The 19,260-nt window shown below is 64.7% G+C and carries 22 protein-coding genes and 1 tRNA gene; 10 read left to right on the forward strand and 13 right to left on the reverse strand.

Annotated features, from left to right (window positions below):
* The first annotated feature begins 115 nt into the window (after positions 1–115).
* From ACFSCW_RS05855 to ACFSCW_RS05870, 4 genes are all read left to right on the forward strand, one after another.
* Positions 116–2,656, forward strand: a complete 2,541-nt coding sequence (locus tag ACFSCW_RS05855; RefSeq protein WP_380887833.1) for a TonB-dependent receptor — start codon at positions 116–118, stop codon at positions 2,654–2,656.
* A gap of 67 nt (positions 2,657–2,723) precedes the next feature.
* Positions 2,724–3,995, forward strand: coding sequence for an MGH1-like glycoside hydrolase domain-containing protein (locus tag ACFSCW_RS05860; protein WP_380887835.1), 1,272 nt, complete (start codon positions 2,724–2,726; stop codon positions 3,993–3,995).
* Positions 3,992–5,416, forward strand: coding sequence for a glycoside hydrolase family 28 protein (locus ACFSCW_RS05865; RefSeq protein WP_380887837.1), 1,425 nt, complete (start codon positions 3,992–3,994; stop codon positions 5,414–5,416). Before ACFSCW_RS05860 ends, ACFSCW_RS05865 begins: the two co-directional genes overlap by 4 nt.
* Entirely contained in the window at positions 5,397–6,170 is a 774-nt protein-coding gene (locus tag ACFSCW_RS05870) for a phytanoyl-CoA dioxygenase family protein (protein ID WP_380887839.1), read from the forward strand. Before ACFSCW_RS05865 ends, ACFSCW_RS05870 begins: the two co-directional genes overlap by 20 nt.
* Before the next feature lie 31 nt (positions 6,171–6,201).
* On the opposite strand, the gene ACFSCW_RS05875 is transcribed toward ACFSCW_RS05870, so the two are convergent.
* Positions 6,202–6,277: transfer RNA gene (locus ACFSCW_RS05875), tRNA-Lys, on the reverse strand.
* 14 nt (positions 6,278–6,291) lie between these two features.
* Positions 6,292–6,804, reverse strand: a complete 513-nt coding sequence (folK, locus tag ACFSCW_RS05880) for a 2-amino-4-hydroxy-6-hydroxymethyldihydropteridine diphosphokinase (protein ID WP_380887841.1) — start codon at positions 6,802–6,804, stop codon at positions 6,292–6,294.
* On the opposite strand from folK, the gene ACFSCW_RS05885 reads away from it, so the two are divergent.
* On the forward strand, positions 6,803–7,456 hold the full coding sequence (locus tag ACFSCW_RS05885; RefSeq protein WP_380887843.1) for a uracil-DNA glycosylase: 654 nt from the start codon (positions 6,803–6,805) through the stop codon (positions 7,454–7,456). The genes folK and ACFSCW_RS05885 overlap by 2 nt on opposite strands.
* A 227-nt stretch (positions 7,457–7,683) precedes the next feature.
* Positions 7,684–7,911: a hypothetical protein gene (locus tag ACFSCW_RS05890; protein WP_380887845.1), complete on the forward strand. Its 228-nt coding sequence runs from the start codon at positions 7,684–7,686 to the stop codon at positions 7,909–7,911.
* Between the two features lie 417 nt (positions 7,912–8,328).
* Here ACFSCW_RS05890 and aguB read toward each other — a convergent pair whose 3' ends face one another.
* Both aguB and ACFSCW_RS05900 read right to left on the reverse strand, forming a co-directional pair.
* Entirely contained in the window at positions 8,329–9,177 is an 849-nt protein-coding gene (gene aguB / locus ACFSCW_RS05895; protein WP_380887847.1) for an N-carbamoylputrescine amidase, read from the reverse strand.
* A 95-nt stretch (positions 9,178–9,272) separates the two neighbouring features.
* Positions 9,273–10,277, reverse strand: a complete 1,005-nt coding sequence (locus ACFSCW_RS05900) for an agmatine deiminase family protein (RefSeq protein ID WP_380887849.1) — start codon at positions 10,275–10,277, stop codon at positions 9,273–9,275.
* 85 nt (positions 10,278–10,362) lie between these two features.
* Here ACFSCW_RS05900 and ACFSCW_RS05905 point away from each other — a divergent pair, with 85 nt between their 5' ends.
* Positions 10,363–12,333 carry a S9 family peptidase gene (locus ACFSCW_RS05905; protein ID WP_380887851.1) on the forward strand — a complete coding sequence of 657 codons (1,971 nt, stop codon included), beginning with the start codon at positions 10,363–10,365 and terminating at the stop codon, positions 12,331–12,333.
* A gap of 50 nt (positions 12,334–12,383) precedes the next feature.
* Here the strand turns inward: ACFSCW_RS05905 and ACFSCW_RS05910 are convergent, their stop codons facing one another.
* From ACFSCW_RS05910 to ACFSCW_RS05925, 4 genes are all read right to left on the reverse strand, one after another.
* Positions 12,384–12,953 (reverse strand): outer membrane protein, encoded by a 570-nt coding sequence (locus ACFSCW_RS05910; RefSeq protein ID WP_380887853.1) that lies wholly within the window; start codon positions 12,951–12,953, stop codon positions 12,384–12,386.
* A gap of 209 nt (positions 12,954–13,162) precedes the next feature.
* On the reverse strand, positions 13,163–13,777 hold the full coding sequence (rpsD, locus tag ACFSCW_RS05915; protein WP_380887855.1) for a 30S ribosomal protein S4: 615 nt from the start codon (positions 13,775–13,777) through the stop codon (positions 13,163–13,165).
* A gap of 160 nt (positions 13,778–13,937) precedes the next feature.
* Entirely contained in the window at positions 13,938–14,189 is a 252-nt protein-coding gene (locus ACFSCW_RS05920; RefSeq protein WP_380887857.1) for a hypothetical protein, read from the reverse strand.
* Positions 14,190–14,196: 7 nt separating this feature from the next.
* A complete protein-coding gene (locus tag ACFSCW_RS05925; protein ID WP_380887859.1) occupies positions 14,197–14,454 on the reverse strand; it encodes a hypothetical protein in 258 nt (85 codons plus the stop codon).
* Between the two features lie 98 nt (positions 14,455–14,552).
* Here ACFSCW_RS05925 and ACFSCW_RS05930 point away from each other — a divergent pair, with 98 nt between their 5' ends.
* Entirely contained in the window at positions 14,553–14,849 is a 297-nt protein-coding gene (locus ACFSCW_RS05930; protein WP_380890025.1) for a chorismate mutase, read from the forward strand.
* Here ACFSCW_RS05930 and ACFSCW_RS05935 read toward each other — a convergent pair.
* Genes ACFSCW_RS05935 through rpiB form a run of 5 tightly spaced genes read right to left on the reverse strand, consistent with a single transcriptional unit; the run spans position 14,814 to position 17,914 of the window.
* Positions 14,814–15,518, reverse strand: coding sequence for an RNA methyltransferase (locus ACFSCW_RS05935; protein ID WP_380887860.1), 705 nt, complete (start codon positions 15,516–15,518; stop codon positions 14,814–14,816). The two genes, ACFSCW_RS05930 and ACFSCW_RS05935, sit on opposite strands and share 36 nt — an antisense overlap.
* Positions 15,515–15,976 (reverse strand): transcriptional regulator NrdR, encoded by a 462-nt coding sequence (gene nrdR, locus ACFSCW_RS05940; RefSeq protein WP_380887862.1) that lies wholly within the window; start codon positions 15,974–15,976, stop codon positions 15,515–15,517. The genes ACFSCW_RS05935 and nrdR overlap by 4 nt, the downstream gene beginning before the upstream one ends.
* A 1-nt stretch (position 15,977) precedes the next feature.
* Positions 15,978–16,151 carry a hypothetical protein gene (locus tag ACFSCW_RS05945; protein ID WP_380887864.1) on the reverse strand — a complete coding sequence of 58 codons (174 nt, stop codon included), beginning with the start codon at positions 16,149–16,151 and terminating at the stop codon, positions 15,978–15,980.
* Positions 16,152–16,154: 3 nt separating this feature from the next.
* Complete coding sequence (glyA, locus tag ACFSCW_RS05950) at positions 16,155–17,468, reverse strand: serine hydroxymethyltransferase (RefSeq protein WP_380887866.1); 1,314 nt, start codon at positions 17,466–17,468, stop codon at positions 16,155–16,157.
* On the reverse strand, positions 17,465–17,914 hold the full coding sequence (gene rpiB / locus ACFSCW_RS05955; RefSeq protein WP_380887868.1) for a ribose 5-phosphate isomerase B: 450 nt from the start codon (positions 17,912–17,914) through the stop codon (positions 17,465–17,467). The genes glyA and rpiB overlap by 4 nt, the downstream gene beginning before the upstream one ends.
* 75 nt (positions 17,915–17,989) lie before the next feature.
* Between rpiB and ACFSCW_RS05960 the strand changes: the two genes are divergently transcribed.
* Both ACFSCW_RS05960 and ACFSCW_RS05965 read left to right on the forward strand, forming a co-directional pair.
* Positions 17,990–18,523 (forward strand): GNAT family N-acetyltransferase, encoded by a 534-nt coding sequence (locus ACFSCW_RS05960; RefSeq protein ID WP_380887870.1) that lies wholly within the window; start codon positions 17,990–17,992, stop codon positions 18,521–18,523.
* Between the two features lie 116 nt (positions 18,524–18,639).
* Complete coding sequence (locus tag ACFSCW_RS05965; protein WP_380887872.1) at positions 18,640–19,128, forward strand: hypothetical protein; 489 nt, start codon at positions 18,640–18,642, stop codon at positions 19,126–19,128.
* Positions 19,129–19,260: the final 132 nt, after the last annotated feature.

The raw sequence follows: 19,260 nt of genomic DNA on the forward strand, positions 1-19,260 counted from the left end.
CTGCATCACGGGCTTTCGTTCAAGCGCCGGAAGCATGACCCTTATGTGACAAGGACGGCTGACATCAGGTTGGACCGTCCAGCGGCGCGGGGGCGCCGTGTCTGGGAGGATGAAGATGAACGGCAATACTCGGCTGATCCGCGCGGCGCTGCTGGCGTCGGCGACCCTTCTCGCAACCGCTGCCTGGGCGCAGGATTCGCAGACTCCTCCTGCCGGCCCGAACGCGCCTGCGGCCGGTCCGCAAACCGCTGGAGCGGCCGACGAATCCGACATCGTCGTCACCGGCACCAGCGTCGCGCGCGCCGCGTTCGACACGCCGCTTGCGGTCGAGACGCTCGACGAAGGCACGCTCGCTCGCACCCAGGCCGCAGGCAACGCCGACATCCTGAACACGATCCCGACCATCAAGGCGGACGGCGGCGGCGGCGAAGTCGCGGCCAACGTGTTCGTGCGCGGCCTGCCGTCGGGCGGCCAATACCAATTCACGCCGCTCGAATATGACGGCATTCCGGTGATGAGCACTTTCGGGCTCAACTCCTCGGCGTTCGACGTCTATTGCCGCAACGATCTCGGGATCGAGCGGTTGGAGTTCGTGCGCGGCGGCGTGTCGAACCTGTTTGGGCCCGGCTCGGTGGCAGGCCTGATCAACTTCATCTCGAAGACCGGCACCGACACGCTGGGCGGCGTCGCCCAGTTCGAGGTGGCCGAGCGCGACCGCTACAAGGGCGATGTCGCGATCAGCGGACCACTGGGCGGCAACACCTATTTCGCGCTGTCCGGCTATTACCGCTACGACGAAGGCACGATCCGGACCGGCCTGAAGACCAAGGGCTATCAGCTCCGCGGCAATCTGAAGCAGGAGTTCAGCGACGGCTCCGGCTCGGTCACGCTTTATGGTCAGTGGATCGACGACAAGGTCCAGTTCTTCCTGCCGATCCCCCTGGATGGCACGACCCGCAAGCGGATCCCGGGCAATGACGGCAAGATCGTCAACTCGGTGCAGAACGATTTCGACCCCAATGTGCTCGGCTTCAACCTGCCCGGCGGCGGCCGCTTCGTCAGCGACATCAACGACGGCGTGAAGACCCGCGGCGGCCAGATCGCGCTCGCCTTCGACAAGAAGTTCGGCGACGATTGGGGCATCAACGGCCGCGTCAAATACTCGCAGTACAAGCACAAATTCGGCCTGTGGTCGGACGGCGACGGCATCATCAACGTGCCCGAGACCCAGGCGAGCTTCCTGGCGAACCGGCAGACCAGCGCGATCTTTCCCGAGCTGAAGGGCATCACGACCGCGAACGCCCGCTTCACCTTCGCGGACGGTTCGGTGGTGCCGGCCAACTTCTTGCTGTTCGCCAACCGCTTCACCGACCGCAACCGGCCGATGCACGACGTGACGGCGGAGCTGAACCTCACCAAGACGGTGACGACCGGCGCGCTGGAACATCACTTCACATTGGGCGGCTTCTATGCCGACGCCACGGCGAAGGACATCGACCTCACCACCACCTATTTGGCCGAGTTCAACAATCAGCCGCAGCTCGTCAATCTGGTCGTGACCAACCCGACCACCGGCGTGCAGACCGTCATTTCGCGCAACGGCCTGCTGCGCGGCGGCCTTTCCTACACCAACAATCGGCACGAGGTTGAGCGCACGGCCGGCTATTTCGCCGACCAGATCGAGGCCGATAACTTCTCGTTCGATATCGGCGGCCGCGTCGAGCATCTAAGCGGCGACATCAAGCGCGAGATCGCCGCGAACTTCGTCACCGACACGACCGCCGGCCTGTCGAACGCGATCAAGACCGTGAACTATGGCAGCGGCAACTATCTGACCGGCAAGGTCAAGACGACCGAATGGGCGCTGGCCGCCGGCGCGCTCTACAAGGTGACGCCGACGCTGAACCTGTATCTGAACGCCTCGCGCGGCTTCTTCTTCCCCGAAATCCGCGCCGTCACCTTCAGCCCCGCCGGCAAGCATGCGAGCTACAGCGCCGAGATCATCAAGCAGATCGAAGGCGGCCTGAAGTTCAACAGCGGCCGCTTCCAGGGCACGGTTGCGGGCTTCTACACCAAGCTCGACAATCGCCGGCAGATCCTATTCATCAACGACGGGCAGGGCGGTTTCACCGAGGCGGTGAACCTGGTCGCGACGCGCTCCTACGGCGTCGAGGCGACGGCGAATGTCGAGGTGATCCCGAACCTTCACCTGCAGGGCAACTTCACGCTGCAGAACGCCAAATATACGCAGTTCCAGTCGCTGGTGAACAACGTGCCGACGCCCAATCCGGCGATCATCGGCAACAAGCTCGAGCGCCAGCCCGACTTCCTCTACAATGCGGGCCTCTATTACGACGACGGCGCGCTCGATGCCTCGATCTTCACCAACTATACCGGCGACAATTTCGTCGCTTCGAATAACGCGATCAAGCTGCAGGGCTTCAACATCGTCAACCTCGACGCCGGTTATAAGATCAAGGTCGGCGGGCGGAACACGGTGCGGGTCGGCATCAACGTGTTCAACCTGTTCGACGAAGATGCCGTGACCGAAGGTTCGCCGCGCCAGGACAACAACCAGGTTGCCGGCGGCCAGTATTTCGTCGGCCGTCCAGTGCTGCCGCGCCGGATCACCGGCCGCGTGACGTTCAGCTTCTAAGTCCCCCCTGGGCGCGGGGGACTTCCCTTGGTCCCCCGCGCCATTTCTTTGCCCGATTGAGCCCCTGATGGACCTCGATTCCCGCGCCAAAGCGATCCTCACCGCCAATGATCGCGGCGGCTACACCGTCCCCAACGGCCGCGTTTATCCCTTCCAGTGGAACTGGGACTCGGCCTTCGTCGCCCTGGGTTTCGACGCCTTCGACCGCGAGCGCGCCTGGACCGAGGTCGAGACGCTGTTCAAGGCGCAATGGGACGACGGTTTCCTGCCGCACATCGTCTTTTGGAAAGACGATCCCGGCTATTTTCCGGGCCCCAGCGTCTGGGCGACCGGCCATGACCCGGTCACGTCCGGCATTACCCAGCCGCCGGTCGCGGCCACGGTGGTTCGCAAGCTCTGGGAAAGCGCCCATGCCGCCGGGCAGGGCGACGCCTTCCGCGCGCGCCTCGAAGCGTTGTTTCCCAAGCTCCTCGCCTGGCACCGCTGGTTCCGCGACGTGCGCGATCCTGACAAGCGCGGCGTCGTCGTCGCGATGCACCCCTGGGAGACCGGCCGCGACAATTCCCCGGAATGGGATGCGCCCGGCGAGCCGATCGACGTCTCCAACGTGGGCGATTATGTCCGCCGCGACACCAGCCATCTCGACGCGAAGATGCGCCCCACCAAGCTCGAGTACGACCGTTACCTTGCGCTCGTGCAATGGGGCCGGGCGCGCGGCTGGGATCACGCCGAAATCGCCCGCACCAATCCCTTCCAGGTGGCGGACGTCGGCATGTCGATGATCCTGCTGCGCGCCAATCGCGACCTGCTCTGGCTGGCGGAGGAGCTGGGCCGGGACGCCGACGCCGCCGAGATCGACGCGATCATCGCCACCGCCGAGGCCGGCATCGACTGGCTGTGGGACGAGGACAGGCATTGCTGGTGCTCGCGCGACCGCTTGACGGGCAAGCACTCGGGTTTCGTCACCAGCGCTTCGTTCCTGAGCTTCTATGCGGGCCTGCACGATCCGGCGAAGGACGCCGGCATGCTCACCCATTTCGAGCGGATCGGCGCCCGCGTGCCCTGTCTGATGCCCAGCCTAGATCCCGACGATCCCGGTTTCCAGATGATCCGCTACTGGCGCGGGCCGGTCTGGGCCGTCGTCAACTACATGATCGGCACCGGCCTCACCGAATGCGGCTACGATGCGCAAGGCGAGCGGGTCCGGCGCAACACGGCCGAGCTGATGGAGAAGAACGGCTTCTACGAAGCGTACAGCCCGATCGACGGTACCGGCAGCGGCGGCGACGATTTCTCCTGGACTGCCGCGATCTGGCTCGCCTGGGCGCGAAGCCGATGACAATGATCGCGGCGCTGCTGCTCGGCGCGGCCGGGCAAGCCGCCGCTCCATGCGATCCGCGCCAGTTCGGCGCGGTGGGGGATGGAAAGACCCTGGCGACTGCATCGATCCAGCGCGCCATCGACGCCTGCGCCAGCCGCGGCGGCGGCGTTGTTCTGCTTGCGGGCGGCACTTTCCTGAGCGGCACGCTGGTGTTGAAGGATAACGTGACGCTCCGGATCGCCCCCGGAGCGACTCTGCTGGCATCTTCGCGGATCGAGGATTTCACGCCCTATCCGGCGGAAGACGTGCCAAAGATCGCGATCGACGGCTCCACCCAGAACAAGGGGAACGGCCCCTATCACCTGATCCACGCGGACAACGCCCGCGCGATCGCGATCGACGGCGGCGGCACGATCCGCGGCAACGGCTATGGCTATTGGGATGCAGATCCCGACAAGGTCTATGTGTCGCGCCGCCCGCGGCCGAGCCCGCTGATCGAGTTCGTCGCCAGCCGCGACATCCGGATCGAGAACATCACCATCCGCGACGCACCGGGCTGGACGATCCATCCGCTCGATTCGGAAGATATCGTCATTCGTCGCGTCGGGATCTTCAACGACGGACATGGCCCGAACACCGACGCGATCGATGTGGATTCCAGTCGCAACGTGATCGTCGCCGACAGCCAAATCGAGGCGGGCGACGACTGCGTGGTGCTGAAGACCACCGGCCGCCGCGGTGCGCCGGTCGGCCCGACCGAAAACGTTGTCGTCACCGGCATCCGGTGCTCGTCCGACGATCAGGGCATCAAGATCGGCACCGAAAGCCTGGGCGATTTCCGCAACATCCGCGTGACGGACTCGCTGATCTACCATGCGCCTTCGATCTATCGGTCGCCGACCGCAGCCGTGTCGATGTCGATGGTGGACGGCGCGACGTTCGAGAACGTCGTGGTTTCCAATATCGTGATCCGCGATGCGGCGACGCCGCTCTTCCTACGGCTCGGCAATCGCGGCCGCGGCCAGGCGAGCCCGACGCCCGGTACGCTTCGCAACGTCGTGTTTTCGAACATCGTCGCGACCGGCGGCTCGCTCGCTTCCTCGATCACCGGGCTGCCTGGCCATCCCATACGTAGCGTGACCCTCCGCAACATCGATATCGCGATGAAAGGCGGCGGCGAAGCGACGGCGATCCGGGTGCCCGAGGCCGAGCGCGATTATCCGCACGCGCCGATGTTCGGCCCGCTTCCCGCCCATAGCCTCTATATCCGTCATGTCGCAGGCCTCACGCTGCGGAACGTCAGGCTCCGCACCGAGCGGCCGGACGGACGGCCCGCCATTATCCTCGATGACGTAAGCGGTCTCGACGCCGATCGGGCGTCCGCGCGTTCGCTCCCCAAAGACCAGCAAGGAAAGCCCCGTGACCCGTCCCGGCCTTAGTCCCGAACAGCGCATCTTCTACGACGACAATGGCTATATCCTGCTCAAATCCTTTCTGAGCGCCGGAGAAGCCGCGGCGTTGCGCGCCGAAGTCCATGCGATCGCGGCGCGGCAAGGCCCGACCAACGCGACCTGGAGCAGCGTCGCGGGGCAAGGCACCGCGCTCGAACATTCGCACGACGTGCAGTTCCGCTCCGCCGCCTTCACGCGGCTGCTGGTGGACGAGCGGCTGACCGCCGCGTTCACCAGCCTGATCGGGCCCAACGTGCAGCTTCACCACAACAAGATGTTCATCAAGCCGCCGGAGCGCGGCTCGCCGTTCCCGATGCACCAGGACTGGGGCTATTTCCCGCACAAGGGAAACTCGATGACAGCGGCGATCCTGCACCTGGATGCGGCGCCCGACGAGAAGGGCTGCGTCCGCGTCTATCCGGGGTCGCACAAGCTGGGGCCATTAAAGGCGTTCGGGCAGGATCACCATGTCGATCCCGACGAATTCCCGCTCTCGGCCGCGGTGCCGGTCGAGGCGGACGCGGGCGACCTGCTCATCTTCAACTATCTGCTGGTCCACGGATCGGGCCTGAACGTGTCGAATGAGCCGCGGACGACCTGGCTGGTCCAGGTCCGCGACCCCGAGGACGAGCCGACCTCCGAACAGCACCAGTCCCGGGGGCAGGGCATGATGCTCGCCGGCATCGATCCGCGCGGCAAATCCTTCCAGTTTGCCTGGGAGAGTGCAGCCTCGTCGAGCTGACCCGGTCACGCGTTGCCAAGTTATTGATTTATGGTGAGCCCTGCTGGATTCGAACCAGCGACCTACTGATTAAAAGTCAGTTGCTCTACCGACTGAGCTAAGGGCCCCAAGGCGGTGCTGCCTAGGCGCGCGGGCGGCGGCGGTCAACCGCGTGGAGAAGCTGGCGGATGCTGCGACCGGTCAATGGGTCGCGGAGCGTCGGGGCGATCTCCGCCAGCGGGCCGAGCACGAAGCGGCGGTTGCGGAACTCCGGGTGCGGGATGGTGAGGCCCGCGCCGGACCAGCTTCCGCCCGACCACCAGATGATGTCGAGGTCGAGCACGCGGGCGCCCCAGCGGCGGCCAGCGCGGCGGCCGAAGCGGCGTTCGAGCTGTTTGAGGTGCGCGAGCAGGGCGGGGGGATCGAAGTCGCTCGTCAGCAGGACAGCGGCGTTGGCGAAGCTGCGGCCGGCCGGCCCCAAGGCTGCGGTGCGGTGGATGCGCGAGCGCGCGTCGACAGTGCCGAGCGCCGCCAGCGCGGCGACTGCCGCCCGAACTACGCCGTCAGGGCTGCCGTGGCGGTGATGGGGGCGGTTGGAGCCGATTGCGATGACATAGCTTGAGCCGGGCACAGGATCGTGCCTATCCGCGGCCATGGCCTTCGTCAGCCCCATTCCGGAGACTGAGCCACCGCTCGACTGTCCACGATGCCCCCGGCTGGTGGCGTTTCGCGAGGCGCTGCGGGTCGAACATCCGGACTGGTGGAACGCGCCCGTGCCGGCGTTCGGCGATCGCGAGGCGTGGCTCGCGATCGTCGGCCTCGCGCCTGGCAAGCACGGCGCCAACCGCACGGGACGGCCGTTTACCGGGGACTATGCCGGCGACCTGCTGTTCGAGACGCTCACGAAATTCGGGTTGGCGGAAGGTGAGTATCGCGCCGATCCGGACGACGGCCTGACCTTGCGTGGCGTTATCATCTGCAACTCGGTCAAATGCCTGCCGCCCGAGAACAAGCCGCTGCCGCAGGAGATCGCGAACTGCCGGCCGTTCCTCGCGGCGCAGATCGACACTCTGGCGAACGCGCGGGTGTTCGTGGCGCTGGGGCAGATCGCGCACCAGTCGGCGGTGCGGACGCTGCGCGGCAAGCTGTCGGAGTGCAAATTCGGCCATCTGGCCGAGCATGGGTTCGCGGGCGGCGAAGTGCTCATCGATAGCTATCACTGCTCGCGCTACAACCAGAACACCGGCCGGCTGACACGCGAGATGTTCGAAGCGGTGTTCGCGCGGGCGTTGGAACTGCGCCCATAAGTTCACAATGTTCCAGGGGTGAGACGCCTTTTTCGTGAACTTATCTGGGATTCGCAATGGATAAGAACGGCTTAGGAGAAATATTCCTATGCGGGCCAACGGTGCACCGTAGATATCGACGATGGGAAAGAGCGAGCCGGCACAATGGCACGGCGCGTCCGTTGTAGGACAGGATTTTCCGATTTCGTCGTTTGCGCTACACTGCCAAGCCCAGAGGAGGTTCGCCCATGAGCCTGATCCTTGCCCCATTATCGGCCGCCGCGCTGGCCCAGGCGCCGGGGCCGTTGCCGATCTGCGGGCAGGCGAAACCCACGCCCGCCGAGGCATCCGAAAACGCGAAGCTGAAGCGCCTCGACAAACTGCCGCAGGCGGAAGCCTATCTGACCGTCATGCGCACCGAGAATGGCTGCATTCGCCCGGCGAAAGTGCGCGAGGAACGGGCGAGGGTAAGATAATCCAATCTGGGTTATTTTCGGCTAGACATTCGACTCCGTAACGTTCTACTTTTGATCCGCTGAAGCCCTAATGAATCTCTTTTGCAGTAACTAGCACACCACCGAGATGACCCGAAGAGGCGCGCGGTAGGACGCTCGAACGGAAGGAGACTGACAAAGGCGACAGCACGCAAAGACGAAAAGGAGCAGTCCTATGGAACAGCTTCTTTTCGACGTGCACCAGTGCCCCGACTCCTCGTGGCGCTGGCATGGCTGCGAACTCGGACGGAAGGATCGAATGATCGTTTCTAGGAGGGCGTGGCCGACTAGAGAGGAAGCTTCACGCGCTTTGCGAAGGCTTCTTCAGCTAATCGGCCTTCAGCCGCGTCGTTAAAGGAGGGCGAGAGGATTACATCATCCTCTCGCTTTCCTGACGCTCTACCGATCCTCGACCAGCCGGCCATAAAGCTCCGGCCGGCGATCACGGAAGAAGCCGAAGGCGGCGCGGTGGCGTTTGACCTGGTCGAGATCGAGCGTGGCGGTGAGGACGCCGGTCTCGGTCGCGCCGAACTCCGCCAGCATGTCGCCGCGCTCGTCGCAGATGAAGCTGTGGCCGTAGAAACGCTGGCCATCCTCGGTGCCGATGCGATTGGCGGCGACGACGGGCACGACGTTGGACACGGCATGGCCGATCATCGCGCGACGCCAGAGCCGGCTGGTGTCGAGGTCGGGATCGTGCGGTTCGGAGCCGATCGCGGTCGGGTAGAACAGGATTTCCGCGCCCATCAGCATCATCGCGCGCGCGGTTTCCGGATACCATTGGTCCCAGCACACGCCGACGCCGAGCGTGGCCCCGGGCGTCTTCCAGGTCTTGAAGCCGGTATTGCCGGGGCGGAAGTAGAATTTCTCCTCGTATCCCGGTCCGTCGGGGATGTGGCTCTTGCGGTAGAGGCCCATGATCGCGCCCTTGTCGTCGATCATCGCGAGGCTGTTGTAATGGTGCGGGCCGTCGGCTTCGAAGAAGCTGGTCGGGATATAGACGTTCAGTTCGGCCGCGAGCTTCTGCATCGCGACGACCGACGGGTGGGTTTCGGTGGCGCGGGCGTTCGAGAACAGGCCCTCGTCCTCGACGCGGCAGAAATAGGGGCCCTCGAACAGCTCCGGCGGCAGGATGACCTTGGCGCCTTTCGCCGCCGCCTCGCGGACCAGCTCGGAGACGTGCGCGATGTTCTCGGCCTCAGGGCCGGGCAGGGCGAGTTGCAGGGCGGCGACGGTGATTTCGTTCATCTTGTCTTCCTTCGTCATCCTGAACTCGTTTCAGGATAAGCGGGTCGCTTATGGAGCGGTGGAAAGCTTGTCCCGAAACAAGTTCGGGATGACGGTTATAATGATGGAACCTGTTGGCTGATGCAGTGAAAGCTGCCGCCGCCGGTCAAGATATGATTGGCGCGGAAGCCGACAACCCTGCGCGTGGGGAACAGCGCCTGGATCGCGGCGACGGCGGCATGGTCATTGGGCGCGCCGTAGAGCGGCACCACCACCGCGGCGTTGCCGATGTAGAAGTTCATATAGCTGGCTGGGATGATCTCCCCGTCGCGCAGCACGCGGCCGGGCGAAGGGACGGGGACGACCTCAAGGGCGAAGCCGCGGGCGCGGGCCTGGGCGTCGCGGTAAATTGCGGCGTTGGGGTCATCGTTTCCTGCAGGCTCGGGGATGGCGATGCGGTTCTTGCCGACGAAGCGGGCGAGATTGTCGACATGGCCGTCGGTATGATCGCCCAGCAGGCCGTCGCCGAGCCAGAGGATGCGGTCGAGTCCGAGGTCGCCGCGCAGCCGCGCTTCGATCTCGGCTTTGCTGAGATCGGGATTGCGGTTCGGGTTGAGCAGGCATTGCTCAGTGGTCACGACAAGACCCGTGCCGTCGACGTCGATCGCGCCGCCTTCCAGCACATATTTGCAGCGCCGCGCCTCGCCGAAGCCGCCGGTTTCGGACAGGCGGAGGGCGAGATCGTCGTCGCCTTCCAGCCGGTACTTCTCGCCCCAGCCGTTGAAGACGAATGCGCGGGCGGCGCGGGTGCGGCCGTCGGAGACGATGATCGGGCCGGTGTCGCGCAGCCAGATGTCGCCGAATGGCGCGACGATCATGTCGATGCCGGGCGCGGCGAGCGTGCGCGCGGTTTCGGCGGCTTCGTCATCGGCGGCGACAAGCTGCACGCGCTCGCCCGCGCCATCGGCATGGACGGCGTTCGCGAAGGCGGCGACTTCGGCCTGCGCCGGCGCGAGATCGTCTTCCCACAGATTGGCGTGGCTCGGGAAACCGATCCAGACGCTGTCGTGCGGCGCCCATTCGGGCGGCTGCCGCTCAATGCCTGATTCGGCATTCACCATTGAAATTGCCTCCAAAACCGTGCGGCCCTCTTGCATTCGGGCGGGCGAGGCGCTGCTATAGGGAGGAGAGTTCTAGGGGGAAAGAATGAAGCTTGCCCGTTCGGTTACGCTGGCGCTGTTCGCCGGCGCGTCTTCCATCGCAGTTGCGCAACAGGTCCCGCCGGAAAAGGCGTTTGGGCAGCTTGAAAGCGTGCGTGACATGAGCCTCTCCCCCGACGGCTCGAAGGTCGCTTTCGTTTCGCCCGCCGATGGCCTCAGGACCATTCTCTATACTGTCGATTTGGCGTCAGGAACGCCCCAGGCTGCGCTGGCTGCGGACGGCAAGCCTTCCCGGATCAGCTGGTGCAGTTGGGTGTCGACGCAGCGACTGCTCTGCAGCATCTACGCGGCCCAGAAAGCGTCGGGATACAGGGTCAGCCTTCGCAAGCTCGTTGCCGTCGATGCCGACGGCAAGAACCAGAAGATGATCACGGAGCGGCAAAGCGACGCGGCGCTTTATGTAGCAGCCGACGGAGGGGGCGTTATCGATTGGCTTCCCGATCAGGACGGGGCGGTTCTGATCGCGCGTGAGTTCGTGCCCGAAGCCAAGGTCGGCAGCCTCATCGAAAAGCGCGCGGAGGGGCTTGGCGTAGAGCGTGTCGATACGCGCACCGGCAAGCGCGAATTGGTTGAGTCCGCCAGATTGGACGCGTCTGAATATATAACGGACGGTCACGGCAACGTGCGGATCATGGGGGTCCAGAAGAAGACAGCCGAAGGCTATTCCAAGAGCACGACGGTCTATTATTACCGCGTGCCGGGGTCGCGGGACTGGAAGCCGCTGTCGAGCTACGATTTTCTCAGCCGGGACGGGTTCAACCCCGTCACCGTCGATCGCGACAAGAACGTCGCTTACGGTTTCAAGAAGCTTAGCGGCCGACTTGCGCTCTATACAATGTCGCTCGACGGCAGCCTTGCAGAGACGCTCGTGCTATCGAATCCCGAGGTGGATGTGGACGATTTGCTCCGGATCGGCCGGGATCGTCATGTCGTCGGTGCAAGCTATGCAACCGATCACCGTGTTCCGGTCTATTTCGACACCGCCGTGAAGCCGATCGCTGCGACGCTTGCAAAGGCGCTGCCAAACTTGCCGCAATCCGAAGTGATCGATTCGAGTCTGGATGGCACCAAACTGGTCGTCCATTTGGGCTCCGACAACGATCCCGGTCAGTACTTCCTGTACGATCGCGGGGCGAAGCGGCTGGCCAAGCTCATGTCCGACCGGCCGTTTCTGGACAATGTGAAGCTGGCGACGGTGAAGCCGGTGAGCTTCCGGGCGTCCGACGGGACAATGGTTCCGGGTTATCTGACTCTGCCGCCGGCTTCGGACGGCAAGAAAATCCCGGCGATCGTGATGCCGCATGGCGGCCCCGAAGCGCGCGACGAGTGGAGCTTCGACTGGCTTGCACAATATTATGCCAATCGTGGCTTCGCCGTTCTGCAGCCGAACTTCCGCGGGTCCACCGGCTATGGCGATGCCTGGTTCCAGAAGAATGGCTACAAATCGTGGCGTTTGGCGATCGGCGACGTGGTGGATGCGGGGCGCTGGCTGGTGGAGCAGGGCATTGCCGATCCGGCGAAGCTGGCGATCGTCGGATGGTCGTATGGGGGCTACGCCGCGCTGCAATCCAATGTGGTCGCGCCCGACCTCTACAAAGCTGTGGTAGCCATCGCGCCGGTGACCGACTTCGCCACGAAGGTGGGCGCATCGCGCGACTATTCGAACTTCGCCATCGAACAGGAGCGGTTCGGTTCAGGGGCGCACTTTGAAGAGGGATCGCCCGCCCAGAATGCCGGCGCGTTCAAGGCTCCCGTCCTGATGTTTCATGGCGATCAGGATTTCAACGTGGACCTGCAGCAATCGCAAATGATGGATTCGCGTCTCGCGGCGGCAGGCAAGGCTCACGAGCTCGTCGTTTTTCCCGGCCTCGACCACCAGCTCGCCGATTCCGACGCGCGCTCGCAGATGCTCGGCAAGAGCGACGCGTTCTTGCGGACGACGCTTGGCATCAAATAAAAAAGGGCGGCCGTTTCGGGCCGCCCTTTCGTTTCATCGGTGCGAGCCGCTTAGAAGCGGAAGCCGATCGTGCCGACGACCTGATTGCGGGAAAAGCCGCCTTCGTAGTTCGAGTAGCGATACTCGGCGCCGAGATAAGCCTTGCTGCCCAGCGCATATTGCAGGCCGAGCCCGCCGCGGATGCCATCCGCATTGGCCGACCCGCTGGACGTGGTGCCGCCCGCCGTAATGGAGCCCTTCACGCGGGCATTGGTGTAGCCGGCCTTGGCATAGACGTTCAGCTTGTCCGAAACCGCGGCCGTAACGCGGCCGCCGACATAGAGGTCGCGGCCGATTGCCAGCCGGTAGCGGCCCGTGCCGTCGGTCACGTCGACATCGGTCGTGGCGTCGGTGGCTTCGGCATCGATGCCGAACGACGCGCGGCTGCCGATCCCGAAATCATAGCCGACCCCCAGACCGTAGACGAGGCCGCTGCGGGTCAGGCTGCCCACGCCGGAAACGGAAATGTGCGAGCTGTCCCAGCCCACAACGGCTTCGGCGCGGGGACCGGTGACTCCGGCGAATGCAGGCGCGGAAACGGCGGCCGCGACGGCCGCGGCCAGGACGGTAATCTTACGCATGTTTGAGATGCCCCTTATGCTCTCTTGTTTATGGGTGTGTCTTTCGACACGCGGGGCACTGACTCATCTTGATCCGTATATCAAAGGTTTAGTCGACGAAAACGGCGTTTCTCACGACAATGTTGCCGCGTTGCAACAAGGGTTGTGGCGAATTGCACACAAAAAAGGGCGGGAAAACCCGCCCTTCCTTGCATCGGTGAAGCTCAGCATCAACGCGAATAGAACTCGACCACGAGGTTCGGTTCCATCTTCACCGGGTACGGCACTTCGTCGAGCGTCGGCACGCGGGTGAAGGTCGCCTTGGCGGCGCCGTCGGCGGCGACATAGTCGGGAATGTCGCGCTCGGCGAGGCTCTGCGCTTCCAGCACCAGCGCCATTTCCTGCGCCTTGTTGCCAAGCGTCACTTCGTCGCCGACATAGCAGCGGCGCGACGCGATGTTGCACTTGACGCCGTTGACGCGAACGTGGCCGTGGCTGACGAGCTGGCGGGCGGCCCAGATCGTCGGCGCGAACTTGGCGCGATAGACGATCATGTCGAGGCGGCGCTCGAGCAAGCCGATCAGGTTCTGCGAAGTGTCGCCCTTCATGCGCGACGCCTCTTCATAGGCCTTTTTGAACTGCTTTTCGGTAACGTCGCCGTAATAGCCCTTCAGCTTCTGCTTGGCGCGGAGCTGCAGGCCGAAGTCGGACATCTTGCCCTTGCGGCGCTGGCCGTGCTGGCCGGGACCGTATTCGCGCTTGTTCACCGGGGACTTCGGGCGGCCCCAGATGTTCTCGCCCATCCGGCGGTCGAGCTTGTGCTTGGCGCTATGGCGCTTCGACATTTTGGTTCCTTCAATTGCTATAACGTTGTTTCCGGTCTCGCCTGCTTGTCTCGCGAGGAGAGGCAGGGCCACCGCTTCACCGGAGTGCGGGGCCAATTGCGAAGGGCGGGCGCCTAGCCGAGCAGGCGCGCGGCGTCAAGGATAAGCGGCCAACCCGGGGTCAGTTACCGCCGGGTCGTGCTCGATTCTCGTCAACCATCCTTTGCGCCGCGTCCTGGCTGTCGACCGCGCGCGCATCCCATTGCGCCTTGGTGAGGCAAATCTTTCTGCTGGCGATCAGAGAGCCGACCGGTGTTTCCCGGCGGCAGATCATCTTATCCTTGTCGGCGCCCGGCTGGCTGGTCGTGGTCGAGGGAGTGTCCGCCAGCGCCGGAGCACCCGCTAGCAATGCGATCAGGAGGAAAGTGCGCATAAGACCCTCAATTGCTGGGCGTGGGGTTCTTCGCCATATTGTCCCAAACCTGATGGCGCGCCTCTTCGTTCCCGCGGGTGGCGCGCTCTTCCCACTCGGTTTTGGTCAGACAGATCTTGCGGCTTGCGATCAGCGATCCGATCGGCACCTCGCGCTTGCAGACCACCGGATTGTCCGAGCCGCCGGCGGTGCCGACCTTGGGCTTGCCATCGGACGCGAACGCCGGCGCCGCGAGGACCAGAGCGAGAAGAGCGATCGAACGCATAGAACCCCTGTCGAGCTTGTGTTGCGGCCGCTAAGGTAACGCGAAAACCGACTTGCGAAAAGGACTTCCGGTTGCTCGACCCCTACGATTGCCTGACGATGAAGGATGTGCGCGAAGGCGTGGATGCGGTGGACGAGGCGCTGGTGCGCCTGCTCGCGCGCCGGTTCGGCTATATGGACGCGGCGGCGCGCATCAAGCCGGAGCGCGGGCATGTCCGCGACGAGGCCCGGAAGGCGCAGGTGATCGCCAATGTCAGCCTTCATGCGGCCGCTCAGGGCCTGCCCGAGGACCGGATAGCGCGGCTGTGGGATTGCCTCGTCGAAGAGTCGATCGCTTACGAGTTCGAGGCATTCGACGGCCTAGCGGCGGCCGAGCGCGCTCAGCACGCCTCTTAGGGTGCGGACTTCCAGGCTATTCCAGCCGGGCTTGGTCAGGACGCCGCGCAACGTTCGTTTGGTGGCGGGGATGCGCTCGGGTGGAGCGAAATAGCCCGTCGGCTCCAGCAGGGTTTCGAAATGAGCGATCAGCCCTTCAAGCTCTTCCTGGGGAGCGGGGGGCAGCGCCTCGGTCGCGGGCGGCTGGACCAGATCGGCGCCCTTCGACCATTCATAGGCGAGCAGGATCACCGCCTGGGCCAGGTTCAGCGAACCGAACTCAGGGTTGATCGGCACGGTGACGATCGCGCGGGCGAGCGCGACATCCTCGGTATCCAGCCCCGATCGTTCGGCGCCGAACAGGATCGCCGTGCGCCCCGGCGCGGAACGAATGTCCCGTGCTGCCGCTTCGGGGGTAAGCACCGGCTTGGTCACGCCGCGCTTGCGCACAGTGGTCGCGAACACATGGGCGCAATCGGCGACGGCTTCGGCGGAGGTGTCGAACACCTGCGCGTTTTCCAGAACGACGTCTGCCCCCGAGGCGGCGGGGCCAGCGGAGGGGTTCGGCCAACCGTCGCGCGGGGCGACGAGCCGCATCTCGGTCAGCCCGAAATTGAGCATGGCCCGCGCCGCCTTGCCGATATTTTCTCCGAGCTGCGGGCGGACGAGGACGATGACGGGGGGGGTCAACTTTCCCCCGCCTCCGCCACGGTGCCGGCGAATTCGCGGAAGTCGCGGGCTTCGGCGAAGTCCTTATAGACGCTCGCGAAGCGGATATAGGCGACGCTGTCGAGGCCGCGCAGGCCTTCCATCACCAGCTCGCCGATCTGCTTGGATGCAACTTCGCTTTCGCCGCTGGTTTCGAGCTGGCGCTGGATGCCGCTGATCAGGCGCTCGATGCGGATCGGGTCGATCGGGCGCTTGCGGCAGGCGATGGCGATCGAGCGGGCGAGCTTGTCGCGGTCGAACGGCTCTCGCCGGTCCTCGCTCTTCACGACCGTCAGGTCGCGGAGCTGGATGCGCTCGAACGTCGTGAAGCGGGCGCCGCAGTCCTCGCACTGGCGCCGACGCCGGATCGCGGCGCCGTCGTCCGTCGGGCGGCTGTCCTTGACCTGGCTGTCTTCGTGTCCGCAATAAGGGCAGCGCAATTCAGCCCTGCCGCTTGTGGATACGGTACCAGGCGATGGCCGCTCCGACCAGGCCGCCGGTGAACCAAGTGAGGACGGGAAGGGGCATGCCAACGACCGCACCGATTGCGGCGCCGGTCAGCAGTTCCTTGGCATCGGGCGACATGCTGCCGTCAGGCCGTCGTTGCAGATCCATGGCTCAGAGCTCCGGATAGATGGGGAAACGCTCGCACAGCGCGCGGACCCGCTCGCGGACATTCGCCTCGATCTGGGCGTCGCCCTGCTCGCCATTCTTGCGGAGCCCTTCCAGCACGTCGGCGATCAGGTCGCCGATCTCGCGGAACTCGGCGGGGCCGAAGCCGCGTGTGGTGCCGGCGGGCGAGCCGACGCGGATGCCGCTCGTCTTGACCGGCGGCAGCGGATCGAACGGGATGCCGTTCTTGTTGCAGGTGATGGCCGCGCGCTCCAACGCCTCGTCTGCGTCCTTGCCGGTGACGCCGAGGGGACGAAGGTCGACGAGCGCCAGGTGCGTGTCGGTGCCGCCGGCGACGAGGTCTGCGCCGCGCTCCTTCAAGCGGCTGGCAAGCACCTTCGCATTGTCGACGACCGCGCGGATGTAGCTGCGATAATCGGGCCGCAGCGCTTCGCCGAATGCGACCGCCTTGGCGGCGATCACGTGCATCAGAGGTCCGCCCTGGAGGCCGGGGAACACCGCCGAGTTGATCTTCTTCGCGATATCCTCGTGGTTGGTGAAGACCGCGCCGCCGCGCGGGCCGCGCAGCGTCTTGTGCGTCGTCGTGGTGACGACATGCGCGTGCTCGAACGGAGAGGGGTGGAGGCCCCCCGCGACGATGCCGGCGAAATGCGCCATGTCGACCATGAAATAGGCGCCGACCTCGTCCGCGATCGAACGGAAAGTCGTGAAATCAATGGTGCGCGGATAGGCCGAGCCGCCGGCGATGATGAGCTTAGGCTGATGTTGCTTGGCCAGATCGCGGACCTGGTCGAAGTCGATCAGGTGATCGTCGGGGCGCACGCCGTATTGGATGGCGTTGAACCACTTGCCCGACATCGCGGCCTTGGCGCCGTGGGTCAGGTGGCCGCCGGCATCGAGGCTCATGCCGAGGATGGTGTCGCCCGGCTTGGTCAGCGCCAGCATCACCGCGCCATTAGCCTGCGCGCCGGAATGCGGCTGGACGTTAGCGAAGCCGCAATTGAACAGCTTCTTGGCACGCTCGATCGCCAGCGTCTCGACTTCGTCGGACGGCGCGCAGCCCTGGTAGTAGCGCTTGCCCGGATACCCTTCCGCATATTTGTTCGTGAACACCGAGCCCAACGCCTGCAGCACCGCCTTGGAGACGATGTTCTCCGACGCGATCAGCTCGATCTGATAGCGCTCGCGCTCGATCTCGTGGCGGAGGCCGGCGAAGACCTCGGCGTCGGCGTCGGCGAGGTCGCGCGTGAAGAAGCCTTCGAACTGCTGCTCGTGCAGCGATGCGGGGTTGGTGCTCATGCGGGTTCCTTCACGGGATTGGTGAGCTTCTCGACGCGGCGCTCGTGTCGGCCGCCGAGGAACGCGGTGGCAAGGAAAGTCTCGATGCAGGCCTTGGCCATCTCAATGCCGATAAGGCGCGCGCCCAGCGCGATCACATTGGCGTCGTTATGCGAGCGAGCGAGGCGTGCCGAGAGAGGCTCCGAAACCAATGCGCAGCGGCAGGCGGGGTTGCGGTTGACTGCGATCGCGATCCCGATGCCGGAGCCGCAGAGCGCAATGCCCTTCTCGGCGTCGCCGCTCTCGACGGCGGCAGCGAGACGGTAGCCGAAATCGGGATAGTCGACCGACGCTTCGGTAGCGGTGCCAAGGTCCAGTACGTCATGGCCCAGCTCTATCAGCCAGTCGCGCAAGCTAGTCTTCAGGTCCACGGCGGCATGGTCCGAGGCGATGGCGATGCGTGACATTGCAGGTTTGGCCCTTCGGGAATCGTTGCGCGGTCTTTAGGGATGTGGTGATTGTTTTGCCACTAGCCAGACATGATGATCCACAGAACCGCTCCTGAAATCCGCACCGAACGCCTTCGCCTCCGCCCTCACCGGCGGGAAGATGCCGGCCATGTCGCGACGCTTTGGCAAGACCCTGTCGTTGTCCACCATTTTGGTGGCCAGCCAGTGCCGGCCGAAGACTGCTGGAACCGCCTGCTCCGTTATGTCGGGCACTGGGCCGTCAACGGCTTCGGCCTGTGGGCCGTGGAGGAACTGGAGAGCGGCCAGTTCATCGGCGATGTGGGGCTGTTCGAGGGGCGGCGCGGACTTGGTGAGCGGTTCGACGGCGCCCCCGAGGCCGGCTGGGTGCTGCTGCCGATCGGACACGGCAAGGGCTATGCCCGCGAGGCGATGAACGCAGCGCTGCGCTGGGGCGAGTCGGAGCATGGCTGGAGCCGCACGGTGTGCATGATCGACCCGGACAACGCGCCCTCGATCCGCACGGCCGAAGGGATCGGCTACGCGCTGTTCGACCGGCAGGCCTATCGCGGCAAGGATCTGCTTTTGCTCGAACGCCTTAGCGGCTGAAACGAAAGACATTCTCCGGCGCGTTAACCAGCTTTCAAAAGAATCCCGTCAGCACCTGTCCCGCAAGGTGAGCTTGGCCGCGCTGGTGCGGCCTGCACCTTTTCGGGGATTGGGTCATGGGGATCATTTCAAAGGCATTCGCCGCGGCGACCGCGACTGCGATGCTGGCCGGTTCGGCCAATGCGGCATGCTGGACGCCGGCTGCCTATCAGGCCGCGCAAGTGCGCGAGCTCGACACGATGCTGATGGTCGAGGCGCTGCGCTGCCGCAAGACGTCGGCGAGTTTCCTCGGCGAATATAACCGCTTCGTCCAGGTCAGCCGTCCGGCGCTGATCCAGGCCAATGCGGAGCTGAAGGCCCATTTCGGCGGCCTCAACGCCTATGACAATTACATGACCACGGTCGCCAACCGCTATGGCGCCGGTACCGACGGCATGGATTGCCAAGACGTTGCGCAAGTCGTTCGCGCCGGTCTCGCGGCAAAGGGATCGATGGACGCGCTGTTCCAGGTTGCCGAACGGGCGAATGTCGAACCGTCGGTCGATGGCGGCCGCTGCCGTGCGGTTTCCAAGCCGTCGGCCGCTGCCATCGCGTCGCGCCGTTAAGCTCCTGTTGCCCCGCCCGGGTCCACCCGGGGTGCATATAAAGATATCTTTATATTTGCTTTGAAGCCGCTCCGGCGCTAAAGGCACGTCATCCCGGCCGTCTGCTTTCCTGCGGACGGCCGGTTTGTCATT

It is taken from the genome of Sphingomonas tabacisoli (assembly GCF_042678385.1).
Lineage (GTDB): Bacteria > Pseudomonadota > Alphaproteobacteria > Sphingomonadales > Sphingomonadaceae > Sphingomonas_B > Sphingomonas_B tabacisoli.

Coding starts and splice junctions, on each gene's coding strand:
- ACFSCW_RS05855 (WP_380887833.1), top strand. CDS start 116: ATGAACGGCAATACTCGGCTGATCCGCGCGGCGCTGCTGGCGTCGGCG.
- ACFSCW_RS05860 (WP_380887835.1), top strand. CDS start 2,724: ATGGACCTCGATTCCCGCGCCAAAGCGATCCTCACCGCCAATGATCGC.
- ACFSCW_RS05865 (WP_380887837.1), top strand. CDS start 3,992: ATGACAATGATCGCGGCGCTGCTGCTCGGCGCGGCCGGGCAAGCCGCC.
- ACFSCW_RS05885 (WP_380887843.1), top strand. CDS start 6,803: ATGGCCTTCGTCAGCCCCATTCCGGAGACTGAGCCACCGCTCGACTGT.
- folK (WP_380887841.1), bottom strand. CDS start 6,804: ATGGCCGCGGATAGGCACGATCCTGTGCCCGGCTCAAGCTATGTCATC.
- ACFSCW_RS05890 (WP_380887845.1), top strand. CDS start 7,684: ATGAGCCTGATCCTTGCCCCATTATCGGCCGCCGCGCTGGCCCAGGCG.
- aguB (WP_380887847.1), bottom strand. CDS start 9,177: ATGAACGAAATCACCGTCGCCGCCCTGCAACTCGCCCTGCCCGGCCCT.
- ACFSCW_RS05900 (WP_380887849.1), bottom strand. CDS start 10,277: ATGGTGAATGCCGAATCAGGCATTGAGCGGCAGCCGCCCGAATGGGCG.
- ACFSCW_RS05905 (WP_380887851.1), top strand. CDS start 10,363: ATGAAGCTTGCCCGTTCGGTTACGCTGGCGCTGTTCGCCGGCGCGTCT.
- ACFSCW_RS05910 (WP_380887853.1), bottom strand. CDS start 12,953: ATGCGTAAGATTACCGTCCTGGCCGCGGCCGTCGCGGCCGCCGTTTCC.
- rpsD (WP_380887855.1), bottom strand. CDS start 13,777: ATGTCGAAGCGCCATAGCGCCAAGCACAAGCTCGACCGCCGGATGGGC.
- ACFSCW_RS05920 (WP_380887857.1), bottom strand. CDS start 14,189: ATGCGCACTTTCCTCCTGATCGCATTGCTAGCGGGTGCTCCGGCGCTG.
- ACFSCW_RS05925 (WP_380887859.1), bottom strand. CDS start 14,454: ATGCGTTCGATCGCTCTTCTCGCTCTGGTCCTCGCGGCGCCGGCGTTC.
- ACFSCW_RS05930 (WP_380890025.1), top strand. CDS start 14,553: ATGAAGGATGTGCGCGAAGGCGTGGATGCGGTGGACGAGGCGCTGGTG.
- ACFSCW_RS05945 (WP_380887864.1), bottom strand. CDS start 16,151: ATGGATCTGCAACGACGGCCTGACGGCAGCATGTCGCCCGATGCCAAG.
- glyA (WP_380887866.1), bottom strand. CDS start 17,468: ATGAGCACCAACCCCGCATCGCTGCACGAGCAGCAGTTCGAAGGCTTC.
- rpiB (WP_380887868.1), bottom strand. CDS start 17,914: ATGTCACGCATCGCCATCGCCTCGGACCATGCCGCCGTGGACCTGAAG.
- ACFSCW_RS05960 (WP_380887870.1), top strand. CDS start 17,990: ATGATCCACAGAACCGCTCCTGAAATCCGCACCGAACGCCTTCGCCTC.
- ACFSCW_RS05965 (WP_380887872.1), top strand. CDS start 18,640: ATGGGGATCATTTCAAAGGCATTCGCCGCGGCGACCGCGACTGCGATG.